17 protein-coding genes are annotated in these 18,122 nt (G+C 73.5%); 9 read left to right on the forward strand and 8 right to left on the reverse strand.

Going from position 1 to position 18,122, the window contains the following annotated elements:
- Nucleotides 1-17 precede the first annotated feature (17 nt).
- A complete protein-coding gene (locus ACLB9X_RS14900) occupies nucleotides 18-1,004 on the reverse strand; it encodes a GlxA family transcriptional regulator (protein ID WP_410360819.1) in 987 nt (328 codons plus the stop codon).
- 59 nt (nucleotides 1,005-1,063) lie between these two features.
- On the opposite strand from ACLB9X_RS14900, the gene ACLB9X_RS14905 reads away from it, so the two are divergent.
- Together ACLB9X_RS14905 and ACLB9X_RS14910 are read left to right on the forward strand one after the other, a co-directional pair.
- Nucleotides 1,064-2,383 carry an MFS transporter gene (locus tag ACLB9X_RS14905; protein WP_410360820.1) on the forward strand — a complete coding sequence of 440 codons (1,320 nt, stop codon included), beginning with the start codon at nucleotides 1,064-1,066 and terminating at the stop codon, nucleotides 2,381-2,383.
- 44 nt (nucleotides 2,384-2,427) lie between these two features.
- On the forward strand, nucleotides 2,428-2,898 hold the full coding sequence (locus ACLB9X_RS14910) for a hypothetical protein (RefSeq protein WP_410360821.1): 471 nt from the start codon (nucleotides 2,428-2,430) through the stop codon (nucleotides 2,896-2,898).
- Between the two features lie 168 nt (nucleotides 2,899-3,066).
- Here the strand turns inward: ACLB9X_RS14910 and ACLB9X_RS14915 are convergent, their stop codons facing one another.
- The 4 genes from ACLB9X_RS14915 to ACLB9X_RS14930 all read right to left on the reverse strand — a co-directional run bounded on the left by ACLB9X_RS14915 (nucleotide 3,067) and on the right by ACLB9X_RS14930 (nucleotide 8,472).
- On the reverse strand, nucleotides 3,067-3,660 hold the full coding sequence (locus ACLB9X_RS14915) for a flavin reductase family protein (protein ID WP_410360905.1): 594 nt from the start codon (nucleotides 3,658-3,660) through the stop codon (nucleotides 3,067-3,069).
- Nucleotides 3,661-3,888: 228 nt separating this feature from the next.
- Entirely contained in the window at nucleotides 3,889-4,683 is a 795-nt protein-coding gene (locus tag ACLB9X_RS14920; RefSeq protein WP_410360822.1) for an enoyl-CoA hydratase/isomerase family protein, read from the reverse strand.
- Entirely contained in the window at nucleotides 4,674-6,905 is a 2,232-nt protein-coding gene (locus ACLB9X_RS14925; RefSeq protein ID WP_410360823.1) for an acetate--CoA ligase family protein, read from the reverse strand. The genes ACLB9X_RS14920 and ACLB9X_RS14925 overlap by 10 nt, the downstream gene beginning before the upstream one ends.
- Nucleotides 6,906-7,299: 394 nt before the next feature.
- Nucleotides 7,300-8,472 (reverse strand): flavin-containing monooxygenase, encoded by a 1,173-nt coding sequence (locus ACLB9X_RS14930; RefSeq protein ID WP_410360824.1) that lies wholly within the window; start codon nucleotides 8,470-8,472, stop codon nucleotides 7,300-7,302.
- A gap of 155 nt (nucleotides 8,473-8,627) precedes the next feature.
- Between ACLB9X_RS14930 and ACLB9X_RS14935 the strand changes: the two genes are divergently transcribed.
- Together ACLB9X_RS14935 and ACLB9X_RS14940 are read left to right on the forward strand one after the other, a co-directional pair.
- Nucleotides 8,628-9,080 carry a DoxX family protein gene (locus tag ACLB9X_RS14935; protein WP_410360825.1) on the forward strand — a complete coding sequence of 151 codons (453 nt, stop codon included), beginning with the start codon at nucleotides 8,628-8,630 and terminating at the stop codon, nucleotides 9,078-9,080.
- Nucleotides 9,077-9,472, forward strand: coding sequence for a Zn-ribbon domain-containing OB-fold protein (locus ACLB9X_RS14940; RefSeq protein WP_410360826.1), 396 nt, complete (start codon nucleotides 9,077-9,079; stop codon nucleotides 9,470-9,472). The genes ACLB9X_RS14935 and ACLB9X_RS14940 overlap by 4 nt, the downstream gene beginning before the upstream one ends.
- A gap of 42 nt (nucleotides 9,473-9,514) precedes the next feature.
- Here the strand turns inward: ACLB9X_RS14940 and ACLB9X_RS14945 are convergent, their stop codons facing one another.
- Together ACLB9X_RS14945 and ACLB9X_RS14950 are read right to left on the reverse strand one after the other, a co-directional pair.
- Entirely contained in the window at nucleotides 9,515-10,213 is a 699-nt protein-coding gene (locus ACLB9X_RS14945; RefSeq protein WP_410360827.1) for a pyridoxal 5'-phosphate synthase, read from the reverse strand.
- A gap of 112 nt (nucleotides 10,214-10,325) precedes the next feature.
- Complete coding sequence (locus ACLB9X_RS14950; RefSeq protein WP_410360828.1) at nucleotides 10,326-11,495, reverse strand: thiolase C-terminal domain-containing protein; 1,170 nt, start codon at nucleotides 11,493-11,495, stop codon at nucleotides 10,326-10,328.
- 33 nt (nucleotides 11,496-11,528) lie between these two features.
- Here ACLB9X_RS14950 and ACLB9X_RS14955 point away from each other — a divergent pair, with 33 nt between their 5' ends.
- Nucleotides 11,529-11,900 carry a DUF1801 domain-containing protein gene (locus ACLB9X_RS14955; RefSeq protein WP_410360829.1) on the forward strand — a complete coding sequence of 124 codons (372 nt, stop codon included), beginning with the start codon at nucleotides 11,529-11,531 and terminating at the stop codon, nucleotides 11,898-11,900.
- A gap of 178 nt (nucleotides 11,901-12,078) precedes the next feature.
- Here the strand turns inward: ACLB9X_RS14955 and ACLB9X_RS14960 are convergent, their stop codons facing one another.
- Complete coding sequence (locus ACLB9X_RS14960; RefSeq protein WP_307714933.1) at nucleotides 12,079-12,726, reverse strand: TetR family transcriptional regulator; 648 nt, start codon at nucleotides 12,724-12,726, stop codon at nucleotides 12,079-12,081.
- A gap of 251 nt (nucleotides 12,727-12,977) precedes the next feature.
- On the opposite strand from ACLB9X_RS14960, the gene ACLB9X_RS14965 reads away from it, so the two are divergent.
- From ACLB9X_RS14965 to ACLB9X_RS14980, 4 genes are all read left to right on the forward strand, one after another.
- Nucleotides 12,978-13,952, forward strand: a complete 975-nt coding sequence (locus tag ACLB9X_RS14965; RefSeq protein WP_410360830.1) for a VOC family protein — start codon at nucleotides 12,978-12,980, stop codon at nucleotides 13,950-13,952.
- Nucleotides 13,953-14,205: 253 nt separating this feature from the next.
- The gene (locus tag ACLB9X_RS14970; protein WP_410360831.1) at nucleotides 14,206-16,566 is read left to right on the forward strand and encodes a PQQ-binding-like beta-propeller repeat protein; all 2,361 of its coding nucleotides are present in this window, start codon (nucleotides 14,206-14,208) and stop codon (nucleotides 16,564-16,566) included.
- A 365-nt stretch (nucleotides 16,567-16,931) separates the two neighbouring features.
- Entirely contained in the window at nucleotides 16,932-17,522 is a 591-nt protein-coding gene (locus ACLB9X_RS14975) for a hypothetical protein (protein WP_410360832.1), read from the forward strand.
- Nucleotides 17,523-17,632: 110 nt separating this feature from the next.
- The gene (locus ACLB9X_RS14980; protein ID WP_410360833.1) at nucleotides 17,633-18,118 is read left to right on the forward strand and encodes a hypothetical protein; all 486 of its coding nucleotides are present in this window, start codon (nucleotides 17,633-17,635) and stop codon (nucleotides 18,116-18,118) included.
- Nucleotides 18,119-18,122: the final 4 nt, after the last annotated feature.

An 18,122-nucleotide genomic window follows, 5' to 3' on the forward strand; every position in this document is an offset into this window, starting at 1 on the left:
CGCCCCCCACAACCCGGTCAGCCGCTCCCGCCCGCCGCGCGGAACGTCCGGCGGTAGACCGTCGGGGGCACCCCCAGCGCCGACTGCAGGTGCTGGCGCATCGACTGGGCCGTACCGAAGCCCGCGTCCCGCGCCACCTGGTCCACCGACAGGTCCGTGGACTCCAGCAGGTGCCGGGCCCGTTCCACGCGCTGCTGGGTGATCCACTGGCCGGGGCTGACGCCGACCTCCTCGCGGAAGCGCCGCGTGAAGGTGCGTACGGACATCGCCTCCTGCTCGGCCATGTCGCGCAGCTGGATCGGCTCGTGGAGGCGGGCGAGCGCCCAGGCGCGGGCCGAGGTCGTGGTCGCCATCTGCGGCTCGGGAAGGGGGCGGTGGATGAACTGGGCCTGGCCGCCGTCCCGGTGCGGCGGCACCACCGTGCGGCGCGCGACCTCGTTGGCGACGGCCGTGCCGTGGTCGCGGCGCACGATGTGCAGGCACAGGTCGACCCCGGCCGCGACGCCCGCCGAGGTGAGCACGTCCCCGTCGTCGATGAACAGGACGTCCGCGTCGACCCGTACGGCAGGGAACAGCCGCTGGAAGTGCTCGGCCGACATCCAGTGCGTGGTGGCAGGCCGGCCGTCGAGGTACCCGCCCGCGGCGAGGACGTAGCCGCCGGTGCAGATCGAGACCAGGCGCGTGCCGGGCCGGATGTACGCGAGGGCCGCGGCCAGCTCGTTGGTGAGGCGTCCCTCCTCGTAGACGGGCCCGATTTCGTACGAGGCGGGGATCACGACCGTGTCGGCGGTGGCCAGCACCTCGGGTCCGTGTTCGACGGTCACCGCGAAGTCGGCGTCGGTCCGGACCGGGCCGGCGGTGAGACCGCAGGTGAGGATCTCGTACAGGAAGCGGCCCTCGTCGTCCTTGGCGCGGCCGAAGATGCGGTGCGGAATGCCCAGCTCGAAGGGGAGCAGCCCGGTCAGCGCCAGGACCACCACCCGATGCCTTCTCACCTCGGTCATGGCCCGATCCTAGTGAATGCTGTCCCTCGGGCCACTCGTTGTGCGGCGTACGAACCCGGATGCTGTGTGACGTGACCCAGACAACCGCCCCGCACACCGGCTCCCAGCAGCCCCTTCGCCGTGCTCCTCGTGTCCACCGCGCGTGGTTCGTCGCCGCCGTCACCTTCGTGACGATCATCGGCGCCGCCGCCTTCGCGTCCCTCCCGGGACTGCTGATCGAGCCGCTCCACAGCGAGTTCCACTGGTCGCGCGGCACGATCGGGTTCGCCGTCTCGGTGAACCTCGCGCTGTACGGGCTCACCGCGCCGTTCGCCGCGGCGCTGATGGACCGGTTCGGCATCCGCCGGGTCGTCGCGGTCGCCCTCTCCGTGATCGCGGCGGGCTCCGTCCTCACGGTGTGGATGACCGAGCCGTGGCAGCTGGTCCTGTACTGGGGCGTCCTCGTCGGCCTCGGCTCCGGCTCGATGGCGCTCGCCTTCGCCGCGACGGTCACCAACCGCTGGTTCGTGCGGCGCCGCGGCCTGGTCACCGGCATCCTCACCGCGGCGGGCGCGTCCGGGCAGCTGGTCTTCCTGCCCCTGCTGTCCTGGCTGGTGGAGCACCACGGCTGGCGGCCCGCCGCGGTCACGGTCGCGCTCGCTGCGCTCGCCGTCGTCCCGTTCGTCTGGCTGCTGCTGCGGGACCACCCGGCCGACGTGGGCCTCGCGGCGTACGGCGCCGAGGGCTTCACACCCAAGCCCGACCCCATGCCGGGCGCGGCCCGCCGCGCGCTCACCGTCCTGTTCAGGGCGGCGCGCACCGGTCCGTTCTGGCTGCTCGCCGGCACCTTCGCGATCTGCGGCGCCTCGACGAACGGCCTGGTCAAGACCCACTTTGTGCCCGCCGCCCACGACCACGGCATGCCGATCACGGCGGCCGCTTCGCTGCTGGCCGTCATCGGCGTCTTCGACGTCGTCGGCACCATCGCCTCCGGCTGGTTCACGGACCGCTTCGAGGCGCGCCGGCTGCTCGCCGTCTACTACGCGCTGCGCGGTGTCTCGCTCCTGTTCCTGCCGATGCTGCTGGCGCCGTCCGTGCACCCGCCGATGATCTTCTTCATCGTCTTCTACGGCCTGGACTGGGTGGCCACGGTCCCGCCGACCATCGCCCTGTGCCGCGAGCACTACGGTGAGGACAGCGCGATCGTCTTCGGCTGGGTCCTCGCCTCCCACCAGGTGGGCGCGGCGGCGGTGGCGTTCGCCGGGGGTGTGGCGCGCGACGTGTTCGGCTCGTACGACGTGGTCTGGTACGCCTCGGGGGCGCTGTGCGCGGCGGCCGCGCTGATGGCCCTCGTCATCCGCCGCAAGCCGCTGCCGAAGGTCGCGCCGGCGGCCGGGTAGGAATCCTGTCGCCGCGGGCCCGGTGCCCGCGTGATAATCCGCGCATGAGCAGATACGCCGAGGTCCTCGTGCTCGCCCTGTACGCGGACGAGGTGATGGAGCCCCTGACCCGCGACGACGACGGCTCGGACCCGGCCCGCACATGGCGCGGCTGCTTCACCCAGGTCCGCCTCGACTCAGGCGGGCCGCTGCTCGGCCACGCCTGGGCCATGGAGTTCGGGAGGGTGCGGCCCCGGTCCGGGCTGCTGAGGCACCTGGAGTCGCTGCCCTGGCCGTATCCGGAGAGCGTCCAGGTGCTGATCCACGACGAGGACGACGACTGCTTCGGCCTGTGGATGATGCAGGACGGCAGGCTTGCGGAGATACCCCTGCCGCGAACGCGCCGCTTCCACCAACCCGCCCCGCCGACCGACGAGTTCCCGCCGGACCCCGGACTCCTGCTGCGCACGGACGCGGGCCGGCCGCTGCCGGAGCAGACCCCGCCCGAGCGGCGCGATCCGCGCCCGGCCTGGTGACGGCATCCGCTCAGCGGCGGCGGACCTCGACGAGCGTGCCGCCGAGGATGCGTCCGTCGGGGCCGTAGGCGCGCAACACCCGGCGTGCCCCGTGGGGACGAGCCCGGCGTCGTCGCGCTCGCGCAGCGCCCCGGCATCCGGCGCGGCCCGCCCGGGCGCCGGCGGGATTCAGACGTCGAGCCGCCCGAACCGCCCCCGGTGGAACAGCAGCGGGGCGGCGTCGTCCCGGGCGTCCAGCGCCTCGACCCGGCCCACCACGATGAGGTGGTCCCCGCCGGTGTGGACGGCCTGGACCGTGCAGTCGATCCACGCGGCCACGCCGTCCAGCAGCGGCGACCCGGTGACCGGAGCCGGGCCGTACCCGACACCCGCGAACTTGTCGGCGCCGCTCACCGCGAAGCCCCGGCACAGCGCCTCCTGGTCGTCGGCGAGGACGTTGACGCAGAAGACCCCGGCGCGGGCGATGCGCGGCCAGGTCGTGGAGGTGCGCCCGACCATGAAGACGACGAGCGGCGGGTCGAGCGAGAGCGAGGCGAAGGACTGGCAGGCGAACCCGGCGGGCCCGTCCTCGTCGTGCGCCGTGACGACGGTGACGCCGCTCGCGAAGTGCCCGAGCACCCGCCGGAATTCACGGCGGTCGACACCCGCCCGCTCGTCCTGACCGACGGCCCGCAACCGCGGCCGCGGCGTCGCCGCGTACGCCCCGGGCGAGTCGGTCCCGGCCCCGACGGACCGGAGGTAGCGGACGGCGGTGGCGGCCATGGCGGCGTGTCCCATCATGCCGTCATTGAATCTGACTATCCGTCAGGTGTGAAGGGTGCTGCACCATCAGCCGACGTGAGCGCGTCGGCCGACTCGGTGTGCCCATCCCGCTCCATGCGTTTGGGCACACCGCCGGAACGGCGGCCGCTCAGTGCAGACGCCCGAGGTGGATCACGCTGACCCGTACCTGTTGTCGTCCTTAGCGAACCGCTCTGCCGGTGCACTTTCTCATCGCCCCTCGAACCGCGGCCTCCGCCGCTCCCGGAAGGCCGCCACGCCCTCCGCTGCATCCCGCGTCGTCATGGTCAGCTCCTGCGCCGCCGCCTCCGCCGCGAACGACGTCGCCCGGTCCGTGTCCAGGGACGCGTTCACCAACTGCTTCGTCAGGGCCAGCGCCCGCGTCGGGCCCGCCGCCAGGCGGTTCGCCCAGGTGCGGGCGGTCTCCTCCAGGGCGTCCGCCGGGACCACCCGGTTCACCAGGCCGAGACGCTCCGCGTCGTGCGCCGGCAGCGCGTCGCCGAAGAACATCAGCTCCTTCGTGCGCTGCGGGCCGATCAGGCGGGGGAGGAGGTACGCCCCGCCGCCGTCGGGCACCAGCCCCCGCCGGACGAACACCTCGGTGAACCGCGCGTCCTCAGCCGCCAGCACCAGGTCGCACGCGAACGCCAGATGCGCGCCGATGCCCGCCGCCGCGCCGTTCACCGCCGCGATCACCGGCTTCTCGCAGTCCAGTACGGCCCCGATCAGCCGCTGGGCGCCCAGCCGGATCATCCGGGCCACGTCACCCGGCAGCCGGTCGCCCGCGGTGGGGGAGGCCCGCAGGTCCGCACCCGCGCAGAAGCCCCGCCCCGTGGCGGTCAGCACCACGGCCCGCACGGCCGGGTCCTCGGACGCCGAGCCGAGCAGGCCGATGATCCGCTCCCGCTGCTCCCACGTCACCGCGTTCATCACTTCGGGCCGGTTCAGTGTGATCCACGAGACGCCGCCCTGGCACGCGTGCAGCACGTCCGGCGTCACCGGCACACCGCCAGCGCGTCCAGCGCCACCGCGCCCTGGCCCCGGGGCAGGACCATCAGCGGGTTGATGTCCAGCTCGGACAGCACCCCGCCCAGTTCGAGCGCCATCCGCTGTACCCGCAGCACCACCTCCACCAGCGCGTCCACGTCCACCGGCGGGCCGCCTCGCACGCCGTCCAGGAGCGCCCGGCCGCGCAGTTCGGCGAGCATCGCCCGCGCCTGGTCCTCGCCGAACGGAGGGACGCGTACGGCCACGTCGTTCAGCACCTCCACCAGCACGCCCCCCAGCCCCGCCGTCACCGTGGGGCCGAACAGCGCGTCCTGGGTGACGCCGACGACCATCTCCACGCCCCGCTCGACCATCTGGCACACCAGGATCCCGTCGAGGTCGATGTCCTCGTAGCGGGCGATGTCGGTCAGCTCGCGGTACGCGTCGCGCACCTGGCTCGCCGAGGTGAGCCCGATCCTGACCAGGCCCAGCTCGGTCTTGTGCGCGAGGCGCGGCGCGGACGCCTTCATCACGACCGGGTAGCCGACCAGACCCGCCGCCCGCACCGCCGCGGCCGCGCTCGTCACCAGCTGCTCGCGCGGCACCCGGATGCCGTACGCCCGCAGCAGCTGCTTGGCCGCGTGCTCGCTCAGCTGCTCGCCCGGCCGCATCAGTGCCTGCGCCTTGCGGAAGGACGGGGACGGGGTGCGCGGCGCCTCGTCGAACGGCGAGACGTACCCGGCGGTGAAGCGGTGGTGCGCCAGGTGGGCCCGTACGGCCGTGATGCAGTTGGCGAACGTGCGGAACGTCGCCACGCGCGAGGACCCGAGCAGCGTCGACCGGTACGCCGGCTCCGTGCCGACCGGCGAACCCCACACCACGCACACCAGCTTGTCCGTGGTCTCCGCGGCGTCCACCAGGTCCTGCGCGAGCCGGTCGCTCATCGGCGGGAACGGGCCGGTGATCGGACAGATCAGCACGCCGATCGCGGGGTCGGCGAGGATCGCGTCGATGATCTTCCGGCCCCGTTCGTCACCGACCGGGTGACCGCCGTTGTCGACCGGGTTCGCCACGTTCAGATACGGCGGTATCCACTGGTGCAGCTCGGCCTGCCGGGCCTCGGAGAGCCGTGGGATGCGCAGCCCGGCGGCGGTCGCGAGATCCGCGAAGTGCGCGCCCGTGCCGCCGGATATCGCGTACACGGCGACCCCGTCGGCGACCGGGGTGCGGGCCCGCGCCAGCAGGGCGGCGGTGTCCTGGAGTTCGTCGAGTCCGTCGACCCGGATCACGCCGTACTGGCGCATCGCCGCGTCCACCACCGCGTCCGTCCCGGTGAGCTTGCCGGTGTGCGAGGCGGCCGTCCGCGCGCCCGTCTCGGTGCGGCCGACCTTGACCGCGACGACCGGCACCTTGCGGCGTGCGGCCCGGTCGGCGGCGAGCAGGAAGGAACGCCCGTCCTTCAGCCCCTCCAGGTAGCACGCGATGGCCCCGACCTCCGGCTGCTCGGCGAAGTAGGAGAGGAAGTCCGCGCTCTCCAGGTCCGCCTCGTTCCCGGTGGGCGCCCAGTGCGAGAGGCGTACGCCGAGTTCCTGGAGGGCGAACACGGGCCTGCCCTGGTGCCCGGACTGGGTGATCAGCGCGACGGCCGGGCCCTGGAGGTCGTCGCGGAAGCGCTCGAAGGCGTTGAGGTTGGTGTTGGGCCCGAGGAGCCGTACGCCGGCCCGCTCGGCGGCCTCGGCGAGGCGCGCCTGGGCGGCCGCGCCTTCGGGGCCGGTCTCGGCGTAGCCGGACGCGAAGGCCACGGCAAACCGCACCTCGGCCTCGGCCAACTCCTCGATCACAGGCAGCGGGTCGGAGACCAGGAGGACGGCCAGGTCGACCGGAGCCGCCAGCTCCCGTACGGACCGCACGCAAGCGCGCCCGTAGACGGACGGGCGCGACGGGTGGACGGGGTGCAGCCGTGCCCCGACGTGCTCGGCCCAGGCGACGAGCTGCCGGGTGATGCCGGCGCCTGGGCGGCCGTCGCTGTCGGAGGCGCCGACGACGGCGACGGAGGCGGGCCGGAAGAACCGGTCGAGGTCGGGGACGGGCGCGTACAACGGCTGTCCGCTGACGTCGGTCTCGCCCGCCGCGACGGCGACGGCGGCGGTTTCGTGGACGGCGTCCCCGGTCTGCTCACCGCAGGCGACGACGCGCGCGCGGAGGTCGGAGGTGAGGGTGCCGTGAGTTGATCCGAGCATCGCTGGTCCCCGCTCCCGCTCGACGGTGCGGGCCGACTGGCCCATATCTGACGCTCAGTCAGTTTACCCAACTGACGAAGCGTCAGGAACCGCCCGCACGCAATGAGTCCCGATCCCCAGGCGACCCTCCCGGTGCCCTCGGCCGCGGCCGGGCATCGTGCGGTCGGGCCGTCGACGGCCCGAGGTCCCGCCTGCGGCGGGTGGCGGGCCGTGATGCCCGCGTTCAGGACGCGGCCGGCCCCGCGGCACCGGGGTGGGGCCGTCGACCGGCCCGAGGCCCCGCCTTCGGCGGGTGGCGGCCCCGGCCCCCGCACTCACCCCCGGGCAGGGGCACCCCCCGGGAGCGTAAGCACCCCCGGGCAAGGGGCACGGGGGCGCAACGCCCCCCGGGGCGTCAGCCGGGCGTCGCGCGGGCAACCGCTCGCGCTATCCGGTTCGCGTCCTTCGACAGCTCCCGCAGCATCCCGCTGATCGGGTTCGTGAAACCGGTGAAGTACAGGCCTGGCGCCCCCGCCGGGCAGCGTCCACCGCGTGCCGACGGGCGGCCGGTGGCGTCCAGGACGCCGAGGTGGCCGACCAGGCCCTCCAGGCCCCGGCGGTAGCCCGTCGCCGCGATCACCGCGTCCGGGGCCAGCCGGGTGCCGTCCGTCAATACCACCTTCCGGTCGTCGAACGACTCCACCGCCGCGACCACCTCGACCCGGCCCGAACGCACCGCGTCGATCAGCCCCATGTCGAGGACCGGCGTCGCGCCGGCCCTCGCCCGCGCCTGCAGGCCGGTGTCCGGGCGCGGCAGGCCGCGCTCGGAGAGGTCGGGCAGGGCCAGCCGGCACAGCAGCGTGGTCGCGGGGTCCGTCAGCCACGCCGGCAGGCGGCGCGCCAGGACGGCCGTGCGCTGGGCGGGCCAGCCGGCCACGGAGCGGGGCAGGATGTGCGGGACCGTGCGGACCGCGAGGCGGACGCGCGCCGCGCCGCCCGCCGCGAGGTCGACCGCGATCTCCGCGCCGGTGTTGCCCGCGCCCACGACGAGGACGTCCTTGCCCGCGTAGGGCGCGGCGTTGCGGTAGCGCGAGGCGTGGTGCAGCTCGTCGCCGTATCCCTCAAGGCCCGGCCAGGCCGGCACGTACGGCGTGTGGTTGTAGCCGGTGGCCAGCACCACCGCGCGGCCGGTCAGTTCACGGCCGCCGCTCGCCCGCACCAGCCAGTCCGCCCCCGCCCGCTCCACGCGGTGCGCCTCGACGCCCGTGACGACGTCCAGCTCGTGGTGCTCGGCGTACGTCTCCAGGTAGCGGATCACGTCGTCGCGCGCGACCCAGCGCCCGAACGAGCGCGGCATCGAAAGGCCCGGAAGTCCGGACAGGGCGCGGGTGGTGTGCAGGCGCAGCCGGTCGTAGTGGCCGCGCCAGGAGGCGCCCACGGAGCCGGACTTCTCCAGCACCACGGCCCGTACGCCCCGCCTGCGCAGCGCGGCCGCGGCGGCGAGCCCGCCGGGGCCGCCGCCGACGACGTAAACGGGCCGGTCCTCCGTGCGGTCGATGCCCTTGATCCTGCCTGTTTCGTCGGCCATGAACGGTGAGCGTAAATCTTCCGTTTTATTGATGGGTCTCGGTCAAGACCTCGTTCGGTTGCGAATGGGTCACGGCTGTGAAGGTCTTGCGCCCAGCGCTCGAATCGGCTCAACTGACGTACCGTCAGGTTCCGCTTCGGGGAGAGGGGTCGGCCATGCGGACCATCTGGCTCACCGGCGCCGAATGGGCAGCCGTCCTGCGCATCGGTCTCGGCCTGTGGTGGCTGGAGAGCTGGCGACACAAGGACAAAAAGGGCTGGTTCGAGCGCGGCACCGGCATCGCCTGGGCGGCCGGCATCGCGCGGGAGCACCGCTGGCAGGCGGTGCGCACCGGCTTCGACAAGGTCGTCGCCCCGCGCCCCAGGCTGATGGCGTACATCGTCGTGTACGCCGAACTCGCCCTCGGTCTCGGCCTGATCGGCGGCCTGCTCACCCCCGTCGCCCTCGTCGGGGGGCTGCTGCTCAACCTGCTGTATCTCGTGCTGATGATCCACGACTGGGCGGAGCAGGGGCAGAACGCCATGATGGCGCTCGTCTCCGTCGTCGCCCTCTTCGCCATGTCCTGGCAGACCTGGTCCCTCGACCGCGCGATCGGACTCTTCCCGTGACCGCCACGCCCGAAGTCGACGACTTCACCCGCCCCTTCTGGGACGCGGCGGCGGCCGGCGCCCTGCTGATCCGCCGCTGCGACGACTGCGGCCGGGCGCACCACTACCCGCGTGAGTTCTGCCCGCACTGCTGGAGCGAGAACGTCGTCTGGGAGCGGGCGAGCGGTCGGGCCGTGCTCCACACGTGGTCCGTCGTCCACCGCAACGACCTGCCGCCGTTCGGTGACCGCGTCCCGTACACCGCCGCCGTGGTGGAACTCGCCGAAGGCCCGCGGATGATGACCGAGGTCGTGGCGTGCGCGGCTGCGGACCTCGCCGTCGGCATGCGGCTGGTCGTGGCGTTCCGTACGGGGCAGGACGGTGTCACGGTCCCGGTCTTCCGTCCGGCGTGAGGCTCAGGTGTGACGTTCCGGCGTGACGTTCCGGCGTGCGGGTCACGGCCAGAGCAGCTCCCGCTCCCAGCCGTCCTCGGTGCGCCGGTAGCGCAGCCGTACGTGCCTGCGCCGGGCGTCCCCCTGGAAGAACTCGACCTCGCGCGGCCGGAGCACGTACAGCGTCCAGGTCGGCACGGGCGCGTCCGGCTCCGCCTCGGCCCGTGCCCACGCGGCCTCCGACGCCCGAGCGAGCTCGTCCCGCGAGGACAGCACCTCGCTCTGGCGGCCGGTGAGCGCGGCGGCGAGCGCCCCCGTCGAGCGGGCGTGCAGGTCGGCCCGGCCCTCCGTCGCCGTGCCCGCGGTGACCGTGCCGCGCACCCTGATCTGGCGGGCCTGCGCGGGCCAGTAGAAGCCGAGCGCCGCCTCGGGGCGGGCGGCCAGCTGCCGGCCCTTGGCGCTCGTGGCGTGCGAGGCGAAGTGCCAGCCGCGCACGTCGGCGTCGTGCAGCATCAGCGTCCGCAGGTCGGGGCGGCCCGCGTCGTCCACGGTCGCGAGCGTCATCGTGTGCGGTTCGCACTGCCCGGCCGCGACGGCCTCGGCGAACCAGCGGTGGAACAGTGCCAGCGGTGTGTCCGGTGCCGTGTCCGGGTCGAAGGAGGGCAGGGACGGCAGGTCCCACACGCGCTGGGCGTGCAGCAGCGCCCGGAACGTCTCCTGGCGGGCGGTCTCGTCGTCGCTCATGGGGCTCATGGGCCTCATTCAACGCTCCCACGGCGTGGGCCGGGTCCACGGGTCGGTCACGTCACTCCGGGCGTGGGCCGGGCCCACGGGTCGGGCATGTCACTCCCGCCCCAGGGCACCACCGTCCATGTCACTCCCGCCCCAGCACCACCGTCCCCGACGAACAGAACCAGCCCCCCGTCCCCGACGCCACCGCCAGCCGGGGCACCGCGCCCCCCGCGTCGCGGACCTGGTGGGCCCCGGCCTCGCCGCGCAGCTGGCGCACCGCCTCCACCAGCAGGAACAGACCCCGCATCCCCGGGTGGCAGGCCGAGAGACCGCCGCCGTCGGTGTTCACCGGCAGCTCTCCGTTCCGCAGCAGCCGGCCCTTCTCCACGAACGCGCCGCCTTCGCCCTTCGCGCAGAAGCCCAGGTCCTCCAGCGTCACCAGCGTCATGTACGTGAAGGCGTCGTAGATCTCGGTGATGTCGATCTCGTCGGGCCGCACCCCGGCGCGTGCGAAGGCGAGCCGGCCGCTGACCGCTGCCGGCGAGACGGTGAAGTCGTCCCACTCCGACATCGTGGTGTGCGAGACGTGCTCGCCGGTACCGAGGACCCACACCGGCGCCTTCGCCGTGTCCGGTACGTACTCCTCCGCGGCCAGCAGCACCGCGCAGCCTCCGTCGCTGCGGATGCAGCAGTGCAGCTTGGTGAACGGGTCCGCGATCATCGGTCCGCCCAGCACGTCGTCCACGGTGATCGGGTCGCGGAACATGGCGTCCGGGTTCGCGGCGGCGTTCGCACGGGCCTGGACCGCAACCTCGGCGAGCTGTTCCAGGGTCGTGCCGTACTGGTGCATGTGGCGGCGGGCGGCCATCGCGTACTTGGCGACCAGCGTGTGCCCGTACGGCACCTCGAACTGCAGCGGGCCGCGCGCCCCGAAGGAGAGGCTGGAGGTCCGGCGTCCGGCCCTGATGTCGGCGCGGGCGGTCGATCCGTACACGAGGAGGACCGCGTTCGCGTGCCCCGCGGCGATCGCGTCGGCCGCGTGCGCGGCCATGACCTCCCAGGTCGCGCCGCCGACCGCGGTGGAGTCCACCCAGCTCGGGCGCAGGCCCAGGTACTCCGCGACGTCGATCGGGGCCAGCGTGCCGAGGCCGGCCGAGCACAGGCCGTCGACGACGGACCGGTCGAGGCCGGAGTCGGCGAGCGCGCGCCGCGCGGCCTGGGCGTGCAGGGTGTAGGGAGTGGGGCCGTCGACGCGGCCGCAGTCCGAGAGGGATATGCCGACGACGGCGACCTTGCGCTGTGGAGAAGGCATGCATCTGACGGTACATCAGAAAAGGTGGGTCGTATGGTCTCGAGCAGTGCCGCGGACGTCGACGCCTATATGGAGGAGGTGGCGGAGCCGGACCGGCTCACCGCGCTCGTCCGCATCAGGGAGCTGTGCCGGATCGAGCTGACCGGCTACGAGGAGGTCATGGCGTACGGCATGCCCGCCTACCGCAGGCCGGGCGCCGAGCCGGAGATCGCCTTCGCGAACCAGAAGCAGTACGTGGCTCTCTACCTCATGCGCCCCGATGTGCGCGAGGCCTTCGACGCGCGCCTCGCTGGACAGGACATGGGCAAGGGCTGCCTGCGGCTGCGCCGCATGGAGCGGATCGACTTCGACCTCGTGCGCGACCTGCTGCGCGCCACCGCCGCCGCGCCCGGCCCGGTCTGCTGATCCCCCCGTTCCGTTCCCCGCGTCCGGGCGTCGTGGAGCCGGCTCGCCGGCCGCCTCGGCCTGCGGTCCGGCGGCTCGCACGGCGGCGCAAATGCGCGACGGCGGCCACCTCATGGGTGACCGCCGTCGGCGTGACAGGACTACGCGTGACAGGACTACGGGTGGTGATGGGGCGACGCTACTTCGTCGGCTTCTTGCCGGTGATGCCGAGGTGCACCAACAGCGCCAGATTCGGCTTCAGTTCGGCCTGCTTCACGCCCCAGGTGGTGAAGCCCTTCTGGTGCGAGGCCACCGCGGCGAGCATCGCCACGAGCGATCCGGCCATGGCCGCGGGGCTCACGTCCTTGTCGACCTTGCCCTTGGACTGGAGCTCCTGAACGGCCTCGGTAAGGGAGTTGGTGACGGAGTTCAGGATCTTCATGCGGATCTTGTAGAACCGCTTGTCACCCTCCGCCGCGCCCAGGTCGACCACGCGCAGGATCGCGTCGTTGCGGCGCCAGAAGTCGAGGAAACCCTCGACCAGTTCCTCGGAGGACTGCCAGCCGGCCTTGCCGACCCAGGAGCGCCCGGAGACCAGATCGGTCAACGACGCGCCTTCCTTCGCCATTTCCTCGGCGATCTCGAGGACGGCACCCTCCACGTCCGGGAAGTACTGATAGAACGTCGCGGGTGAAGTGCCCGCTTTCCGGGCCACGTCGATGACCTTGACGTCCCGGTACGGCGAGGAGCTGAGCATCTCGCTGAGGCAGTCGAGCAGCTTCTGCCGCGTCGCCTGACCGCGTCGTCCGGCCACCCGGCCGTCGACGGTGCGTACTTGTCCTGTCATGCCGTCAGCTTACCGAGGGGCGATCGGCGCGCGATTCGGCCGACTGCAAATGGGGCGGGTGCGCGACGGAAATAGTGTTATCAACAGCCTGTGGACAACTTCGGTGGACAACCCACCGAGACGGGTCGTCGCTCAACGTGACGACTGCCCCTCATGTCCTCCTTGGACCTTTGTTCGGTCTCCTTCCGCGCGCCCCGGGTGCGGCGACGTTAGCGTGATGTGACGGGCACCACACGGAAGGGAACCACTCCATGGCCGGATTCACCGAGGGCACGCCCTGCTGGGTGGACGCGTCCCTTCCGGACGTCGAGGCGGGCAAGCGCTTCTACGGGGAGCTCTTCGGCTGGACCTTCACCGAGGGCGGCGGGGACCCGCTCCCCGGCGGCGGCTCACGCGGGCGGTACGCCGACGCATACAGCGGCGGTCGCCTCGTCGCCGCCCTCACTCCCAAGCGTGACGGGCGCATGCCCACCGTGTGGGGCGTGTACCTGGCCACCCCTGACGCCACCGGGCTCGCGCGGCGCATCGCCGCAGGTGGCGGCCAGGTGATCAACGACCCGTTGCCCGTGGGCCGGGCGGGCACGGCCGCCGTGGTGGCGGACCCGGGCGGCGCGGTCTTCGGCCTGTGGCAGGCGGGGGAGCGCGTGGGCTTCGAGAAGCACGGCGAGCCCGGCTCGTTCTGCTGGACCGAGGTCTACACGCGCGACAAGGAGCGCGTCGACGCCTTCTACGAGGGAGTCCTCGGCTTCCAGGGCACCGACCTGCCCGGCATCACGTCCGAGGACTTCCGCATGTGGTCGCCCGCGGGGACGGTGCCGGGCGAGAGCACGGCCGTGGGCGGACGCAGCGTGATCAACGACTCCCTCCCGGCGGAGATGCCCGGCCACTTCCTCGTCTACTTCTGCGTCGAGGACTGTGACGCGGCGGCGGAGACGGTCGTCCGGCTCGGCGGCCGGGTGCGGACGGCGCCGTACGACATCCCGTACGGCCGCATGGCGGTTCTCACGGACGACCAGGGGGCGACGTTCGCGATCCTGGCGGAGCCCGCGCCCGCGGAGCCCCTCCTCCCGGAAGGCCCGCTGGCCCAGCGCGCCCCGGAACCGACCACGTCCCCGGCCCCGCGCCTGGACCCCGAACTCCACCCGGACACGGAACGCCCCCGCCCGCCGGACCGCACGCAGGAGCACCGCGAGCCGGATGCGGTGGCTCCGCGCCGCCCGCGCTGAGGGAGCGGCCCCCGGACGCAACCGGGCGGCAGACCTTCGGACCCGTACGGCGCGTCCCCACCGGAGGCGACCCGCTGTCCGACGTGTCCGGAACCGGGTGAGACACCCCGATCCGCCCCCGGGTTCGCAACCGTCGCCGCGGACAGGAAGAATCAGGGTGCTCACCGCAGAGGGGCTCGAGGGTGAGACCCTGCACGGGGTAGATGACGGGCTCCATGTCGATGGAGCCCGTACGGGGAGGTGGCACGCAGGTATGGAGCAGCTGACGCAGCACGACCCGAGACGGATCGGTCCGTTCGAGGTGCTGGGCCGGCTCGGCGCCGGCGGCATGGGACTGGTCTATCTCGCCCGGTCGGCGTCCGGCCGCCGAGTCGCGATCAAGACCGTGCGCACCGAGCTCGCCGAGGACCAGCTGTTCCGTGTCCGCTTCACGCGCGAGGTGGAGGCCGCCCGCGCGGTGAGCGGCTTCTACACGGCCGCCGTCGTCGACGCCGACCCGCGCGCCGCCGTGCCCTGGCTCGCCACCGCCTACGTGCCCGCGCCCTCCCTCGAGGAGATCGTCAACGAGTGCGGGCCGCTGCCCGCCCAGGCGGTGCGCTGGCTGGCGGCCGGTATCGCGGAGGCCCTCCAGTCCATCCACGGCGCGGGACTCGTCCACCGGGACCTCAAGCCGTCCAACGTCCTCGTCGTCGAGGACGGACCCCGAGTCATCGACTTCGGTATCGCGTCCGGCGTCTCGAACACCCGGCTGACCATGACCAACGTCGCCGTCGGCACGCCCGCCTACATGTCGCCCGAGCAGGCCCGCGACTCCCGCAGCGTCACCGGGGCCAGTGACGTGTTCTCCCTCGGCTCCACCCTCGTCTTCGCCGCCACCGGCCATGCGCCCTTCCACGGCGCGAACCCGGTCGAGACCGTCTTCATGCTCCTGCGCGAAGGGCCCGACCTGGAGGGCCTGCCCGACGAGCTGCGCCCGCTGATCGAGTCGTGCATGCAGATGGAGGCCGCGCTGCGGCCGACCCCCGAGGACCTCCAGGCCCAGCTCGCCCCGCACCTGTTCTCCGCCGGCGGCGACGACAGCGGCACCGCGTCCGCGTGGCTGCCCGGCCTCGCCACCGCCATGATCGAGGCCCGCCGCGGCGGCGGCCGCGCCCCCGCGCCGCGCCCCGCCGAGCCCGCGAGGCCCGCGCCCCAGGCGCCCCCGCCGCCCCCCGCGCCGCCCGCTCCCGAGCGTGAGCCGGCCCGGCACGGCCACGGCCCCGCCCACTCCGGCGGAGCCCCCGTGCGGCTGGCAGGCACCGCCGTGGCCATCGGCCCCGGGCTGCGCGCGGTCGGCGCCGGTCACGCCGCCCCGGTCGCCGACGCCGGCCCGGCCACCGGATGGATCCGTCCGCCCGGTGGGCTGAACGGCCCCGAGGCCGCCACCAGCGCCGTTCCCGCACCGGTACCCGCCCCCGCGCCGCCCCCCGAGACCGGGCCCGGGCACTGGCGCCCGTGGCGTTTCCGCATGTCGAACGACGTGTGGGGGACGCCGGTCGTCTCCGGCGACCTGCTGTACGTGACGTCGTTCGAGGTCCACGCGCTCGACGTCGGCACCGGCCGACGCCAGTTCAAGACCCGCGACGTCGCCTGGTCCATGGCCGTCGAGGGGGGCCGTATCCACGGCTCCGACGGGCCGACGCTCTATGCGCTCGACGCCACGAGCGGCGGCGAGCGCTGGCGGCTGCAGACCGATGCCTGGGTGTACTCCCTCAAGGTCGACCGCGGCACCGTCCTCACCGGCACCCGTGGCGGCGGCGTGCAGGCGTGGGAGGCGTCCAACGGCCAGAAGCTGTGGGAGATCACCGGTGCCCAGACGGACTTCGAGACGCCCGAGGCGGGGCCGGCGATCTTCGGCGACACCGTCTACGTGTGGAAGGACGCCCGCCTGCGCGCCCTGGAGGCCCGCACCGGCGACGAGCGCTGGTCCTACCCCGTGGGCGACGCCGCGTCCTGCGGCAACGTGCCCGTGCGCGTACAGCCCGCGCCCGACGGCTACGTCTACGTCTCCGCCGGCACGCGCGTCCTCGCCGTGGACATCGCCTCGGGCCTGGTGCGCTGGCACTTCGAGGCGCCGGCCGTCTTCCTCTCGCCGCCCGCCTTCGCGCCGGGCCCCGCCGTGACGGGCGGCGGCGTGTACCTCGCCGACTACCTCGGCACCGTGTACGCGCTGGACGCCACCACCGGCAAGGACCGCTGGCGCATCGCCACGGAGCCCCGCCAGTCCATCGAGCCCGTGCTCGTCGCCGCCGGCAACATCCACGTAGGCAGCGGCAGCGCGCTCTACACGCTCGACGCCGTGACCGGGACGCCGATGTGGCGGTTCGCGGCGGGCGGCGAGGTCGTCGGCGCACCGGTCGTCGCGGACGGCCGCGTGCACTTCGGCTCGGCCGACCACGTGCTCTACACGCTCGACGCGAGCGGCGGCCAGCTGCGCTGGAAGCTGGCCACGGGCGGCGAGATCACCGGCTCGCCGGTCGCCCGCAACGGTGTCGTGTACGCGTGCAGCAAGGACCGCTGCGTCTACGCACTCGACGCGGAGAAGGGCACGGCCACGGGCCGCGCGGCCCGCTGACACGGGTGCGCTGCGTGCCCGGCCCGGGGGCATTGCAGCCCTGCGGGTGGGCTGCGCCGGCGGACCGGGTGAATCCAGCCTCGCCGGCGTTTGAGGCGCGGGGGCCGGGGCAGAGCCCCGGCGACTCGGCTGAGGTTTCGGATCCGGCCGTCGCCCTGGTGGCGTGGCACGGCCTGCGGCCGTGTCCTCAAGCGCCGGACGGGCTGGAGTTGCCCCCGGTCGGCACGCCCCCGCGCCGGACGGGCCGGACGGGCTGGAGTCGCCCCCGCGGCGGCTTACGACCCGCTTGGCGGGGTACCCGCGCCGGCGTAGCGTCGTGACCGGGAGCGGTCGCGACCGGAGCGGCTGACCCAAGGAGGCCGGCGATGATCCGCAACTTCATCGGCTCGATCCTCGCTCTCGTCGGAGCGACGGCCGCCGTATGGAGCCCCTTCCGTGACTGGTACGACGGCCGTCACGGACGCGACTACCGCGTCCAGGACCTCTTCACCGGCATCACCGGCACCGACGGCCCGCTCCTGACGTCCGTCCTGCTGCCGCTCGCCGTCGGCGCGCTGATCACGCTGGTCGGCGTGGTGCTGCGCTCGCGCCTGCTCGTCGCCGTGTCCGGGCTGGTCGTGCTCGGCTTCACCGTCCTGTGGATGGTCCGCCAGGGCCAGGCGGCCGGCAGCCTGGCCGTCGGCGGTGACGGGGCCGGTCTCGGCATCGGCGTCGCGCTCGCCGCGGGCGGCGGCCTCCTGCTGCTCGTCGCCGCCGTGGTGATGAGCGGACGCCCGCGCCGGGGCGCATACGAGGAGACGCACGCCCCGCCGGAGGAGGACCGGGGGCCGTACGGGTCCGACGCCGGTGTGCCCTACCGCGACAGCCCCCACCGGCACGGCCCCTACGACGACGGACACGGCGCGGGAGGCCCGCCCACGTATCCTCCCCAGCCGGGGCAGCGCGACGAACGCTGACGCGGTCGCGGGAGACGGGCAGCGGGACGAGAGGGGCCCCGAGCGCTGCTAGGGTGACGTGCGCTCGTCAACCGAGCCCATCTGCCGACACTTTCAACGGGGGTTGAAACGTGAAGATCCGTCATGTCCGCGCGCTCGCCGTCTTCGGCATCGCACTCGTCGCCCTGACCGGAGCCCGCGGTTCCAGTGGCGGCGGCTGCGACAACCACAGCAGCTCCAGCTCCAGCAGCGGCGGCAGCAGCCACCGTGACGACGACAGCTCCGGCAGTAGCGGCGGTTCGCTGCCCGGCGGCTCCAGCGCCGACAAGGCCGCGCGCGACATCACCATCGACGAGTGCAAGTACGACACCGCGACCAAGAACCTCACCGCGAGGATCACGGTCACCAACAGCGGTGCGCCGGACTACGACTACGACGTCACCATGAAGTTCATGGGTGCCGCCGGCGGCTCCGTCGTCCCGGCGACCGCGAGCAAGACGGCGATCGCCGTCGCCGCGGGCGCGTCCGAGAGCGCCGTGCTCACCACCCCGTACACCGGTTCCGGTGACGGCTCCGAGTACACCAAGTGCGAGGTCTCCCGCGCCTCCCGCAGCTGACCGG

Origin of the sequence: Streptomyces sp. 5K101 (assembly GCF_046506645.1) — a bacterium.
Classification (GTDB): Bacteria; Actinomycetota; Actinomycetes; order Streptomycetales; family Streptomycetaceae; genus Streptomyces.

What these genes read in the sequence shown, in the direction of transcription:
- ACLB9X_RS14935 (WP_410360825.1), top strand. Translation starts at nt 8,628, where the DNA reads ATGCGGACCATCTGGCTCACCGGCGCCGAATGGGCAGCCGTCCTGCGC.
- ACLB9X_RS14930 (WP_410360824.1), bottom strand. Translation starts at nt 8,472, where the DNA reads ATGGCCGACGAAACAGGCAGGATCAAGGGCATCGACCGCACGGAGGAC.
- ACLB9X_RS14915 (WP_410360905.1), bottom strand. Translation starts at nt 3,660, where the DNA reads ATGGCCGCCACCGCCGTCCGCTACCTCCGGTCCGTCGGGGCCGGGACC.
- ACLB9X_RS14900 (WP_410360819.1), bottom strand. Translation starts at nt 1,004, where the DNA reads ATGACCGAGGTGAGAAGGCATCGGGTGGTGGTCCTGGCGCTGACCGGG.
- ACLB9X_RS14910 (WP_410360821.1), top strand. Translation starts at nt 2,428, where the DNA reads ATGAGCAGATACGCCGAGGTCCTCGTGCTCGCCCTGTACGCGGACGAG.
- ACLB9X_RS14945 (WP_410360827.1), bottom strand. Translation starts at nt 10,213, where the DNA reads ATGAGGCCCATGAGCCCCATGAGCGACGACGAGACCGCCCGCCAGGAG.
- ACLB9X_RS14950 (WP_410360828.1), bottom strand. Translation starts at nt 11,495, where the DNA reads ATGCCTTCTCCACAGCGCAAGGTCGCCGTCGTCGGCATATCCCTCTCG.
- ACLB9X_RS14970 (WP_410360831.1), top strand. Translation starts at nt 14,206, where the DNA reads ATGGAGCAGCTGACGCAGCACGACCCGAGACGGATCGGTCCGTTCGAG.
- ACLB9X_RS14965 (WP_410360830.1), top strand. Translation starts at nt 12,978, where the DNA reads ATGGCCGGATTCACCGAGGGCACGCCCTGCTGGGTGGACGCGTCCCTT.
- ACLB9X_RS14960 (WP_307714933.1), bottom strand. Translation starts at nt 12,726, where the DNA reads ATGACAGGACAAGTACGCACCGTCGACGGCCGGGTGGCCGGACGACGC.
- ACLB9X_RS14955 (WP_410360829.1), top strand. Translation starts at nt 11,529, where the DNA reads ATGGTCTCGAGCAGTGCCGCGGACGTCGACGCCTATATGGAGGAGGTG.
- ACLB9X_RS14905 (WP_410360820.1), top strand. Translation starts at nt 1,064, where the DNA reads ATGCTGTGTGACGTGACCCAGACAACCGCCCCGCACACCGGCTCCCAG.
- ACLB9X_RS14975 (WP_410360832.1), top strand. Translation starts at nt 16,932, where the DNA reads ATGATCCGCAACTTCATCGGCTCGATCCTCGCTCTCGTCGGAGCGACG.
- ACLB9X_RS14925 (WP_410360823.1), bottom strand. Translation starts at nt 6,905, where the DNA reads ATGCTCGGATCAACTCACGGCACCCTCACCTCCGACCTCCGCGCGCGC.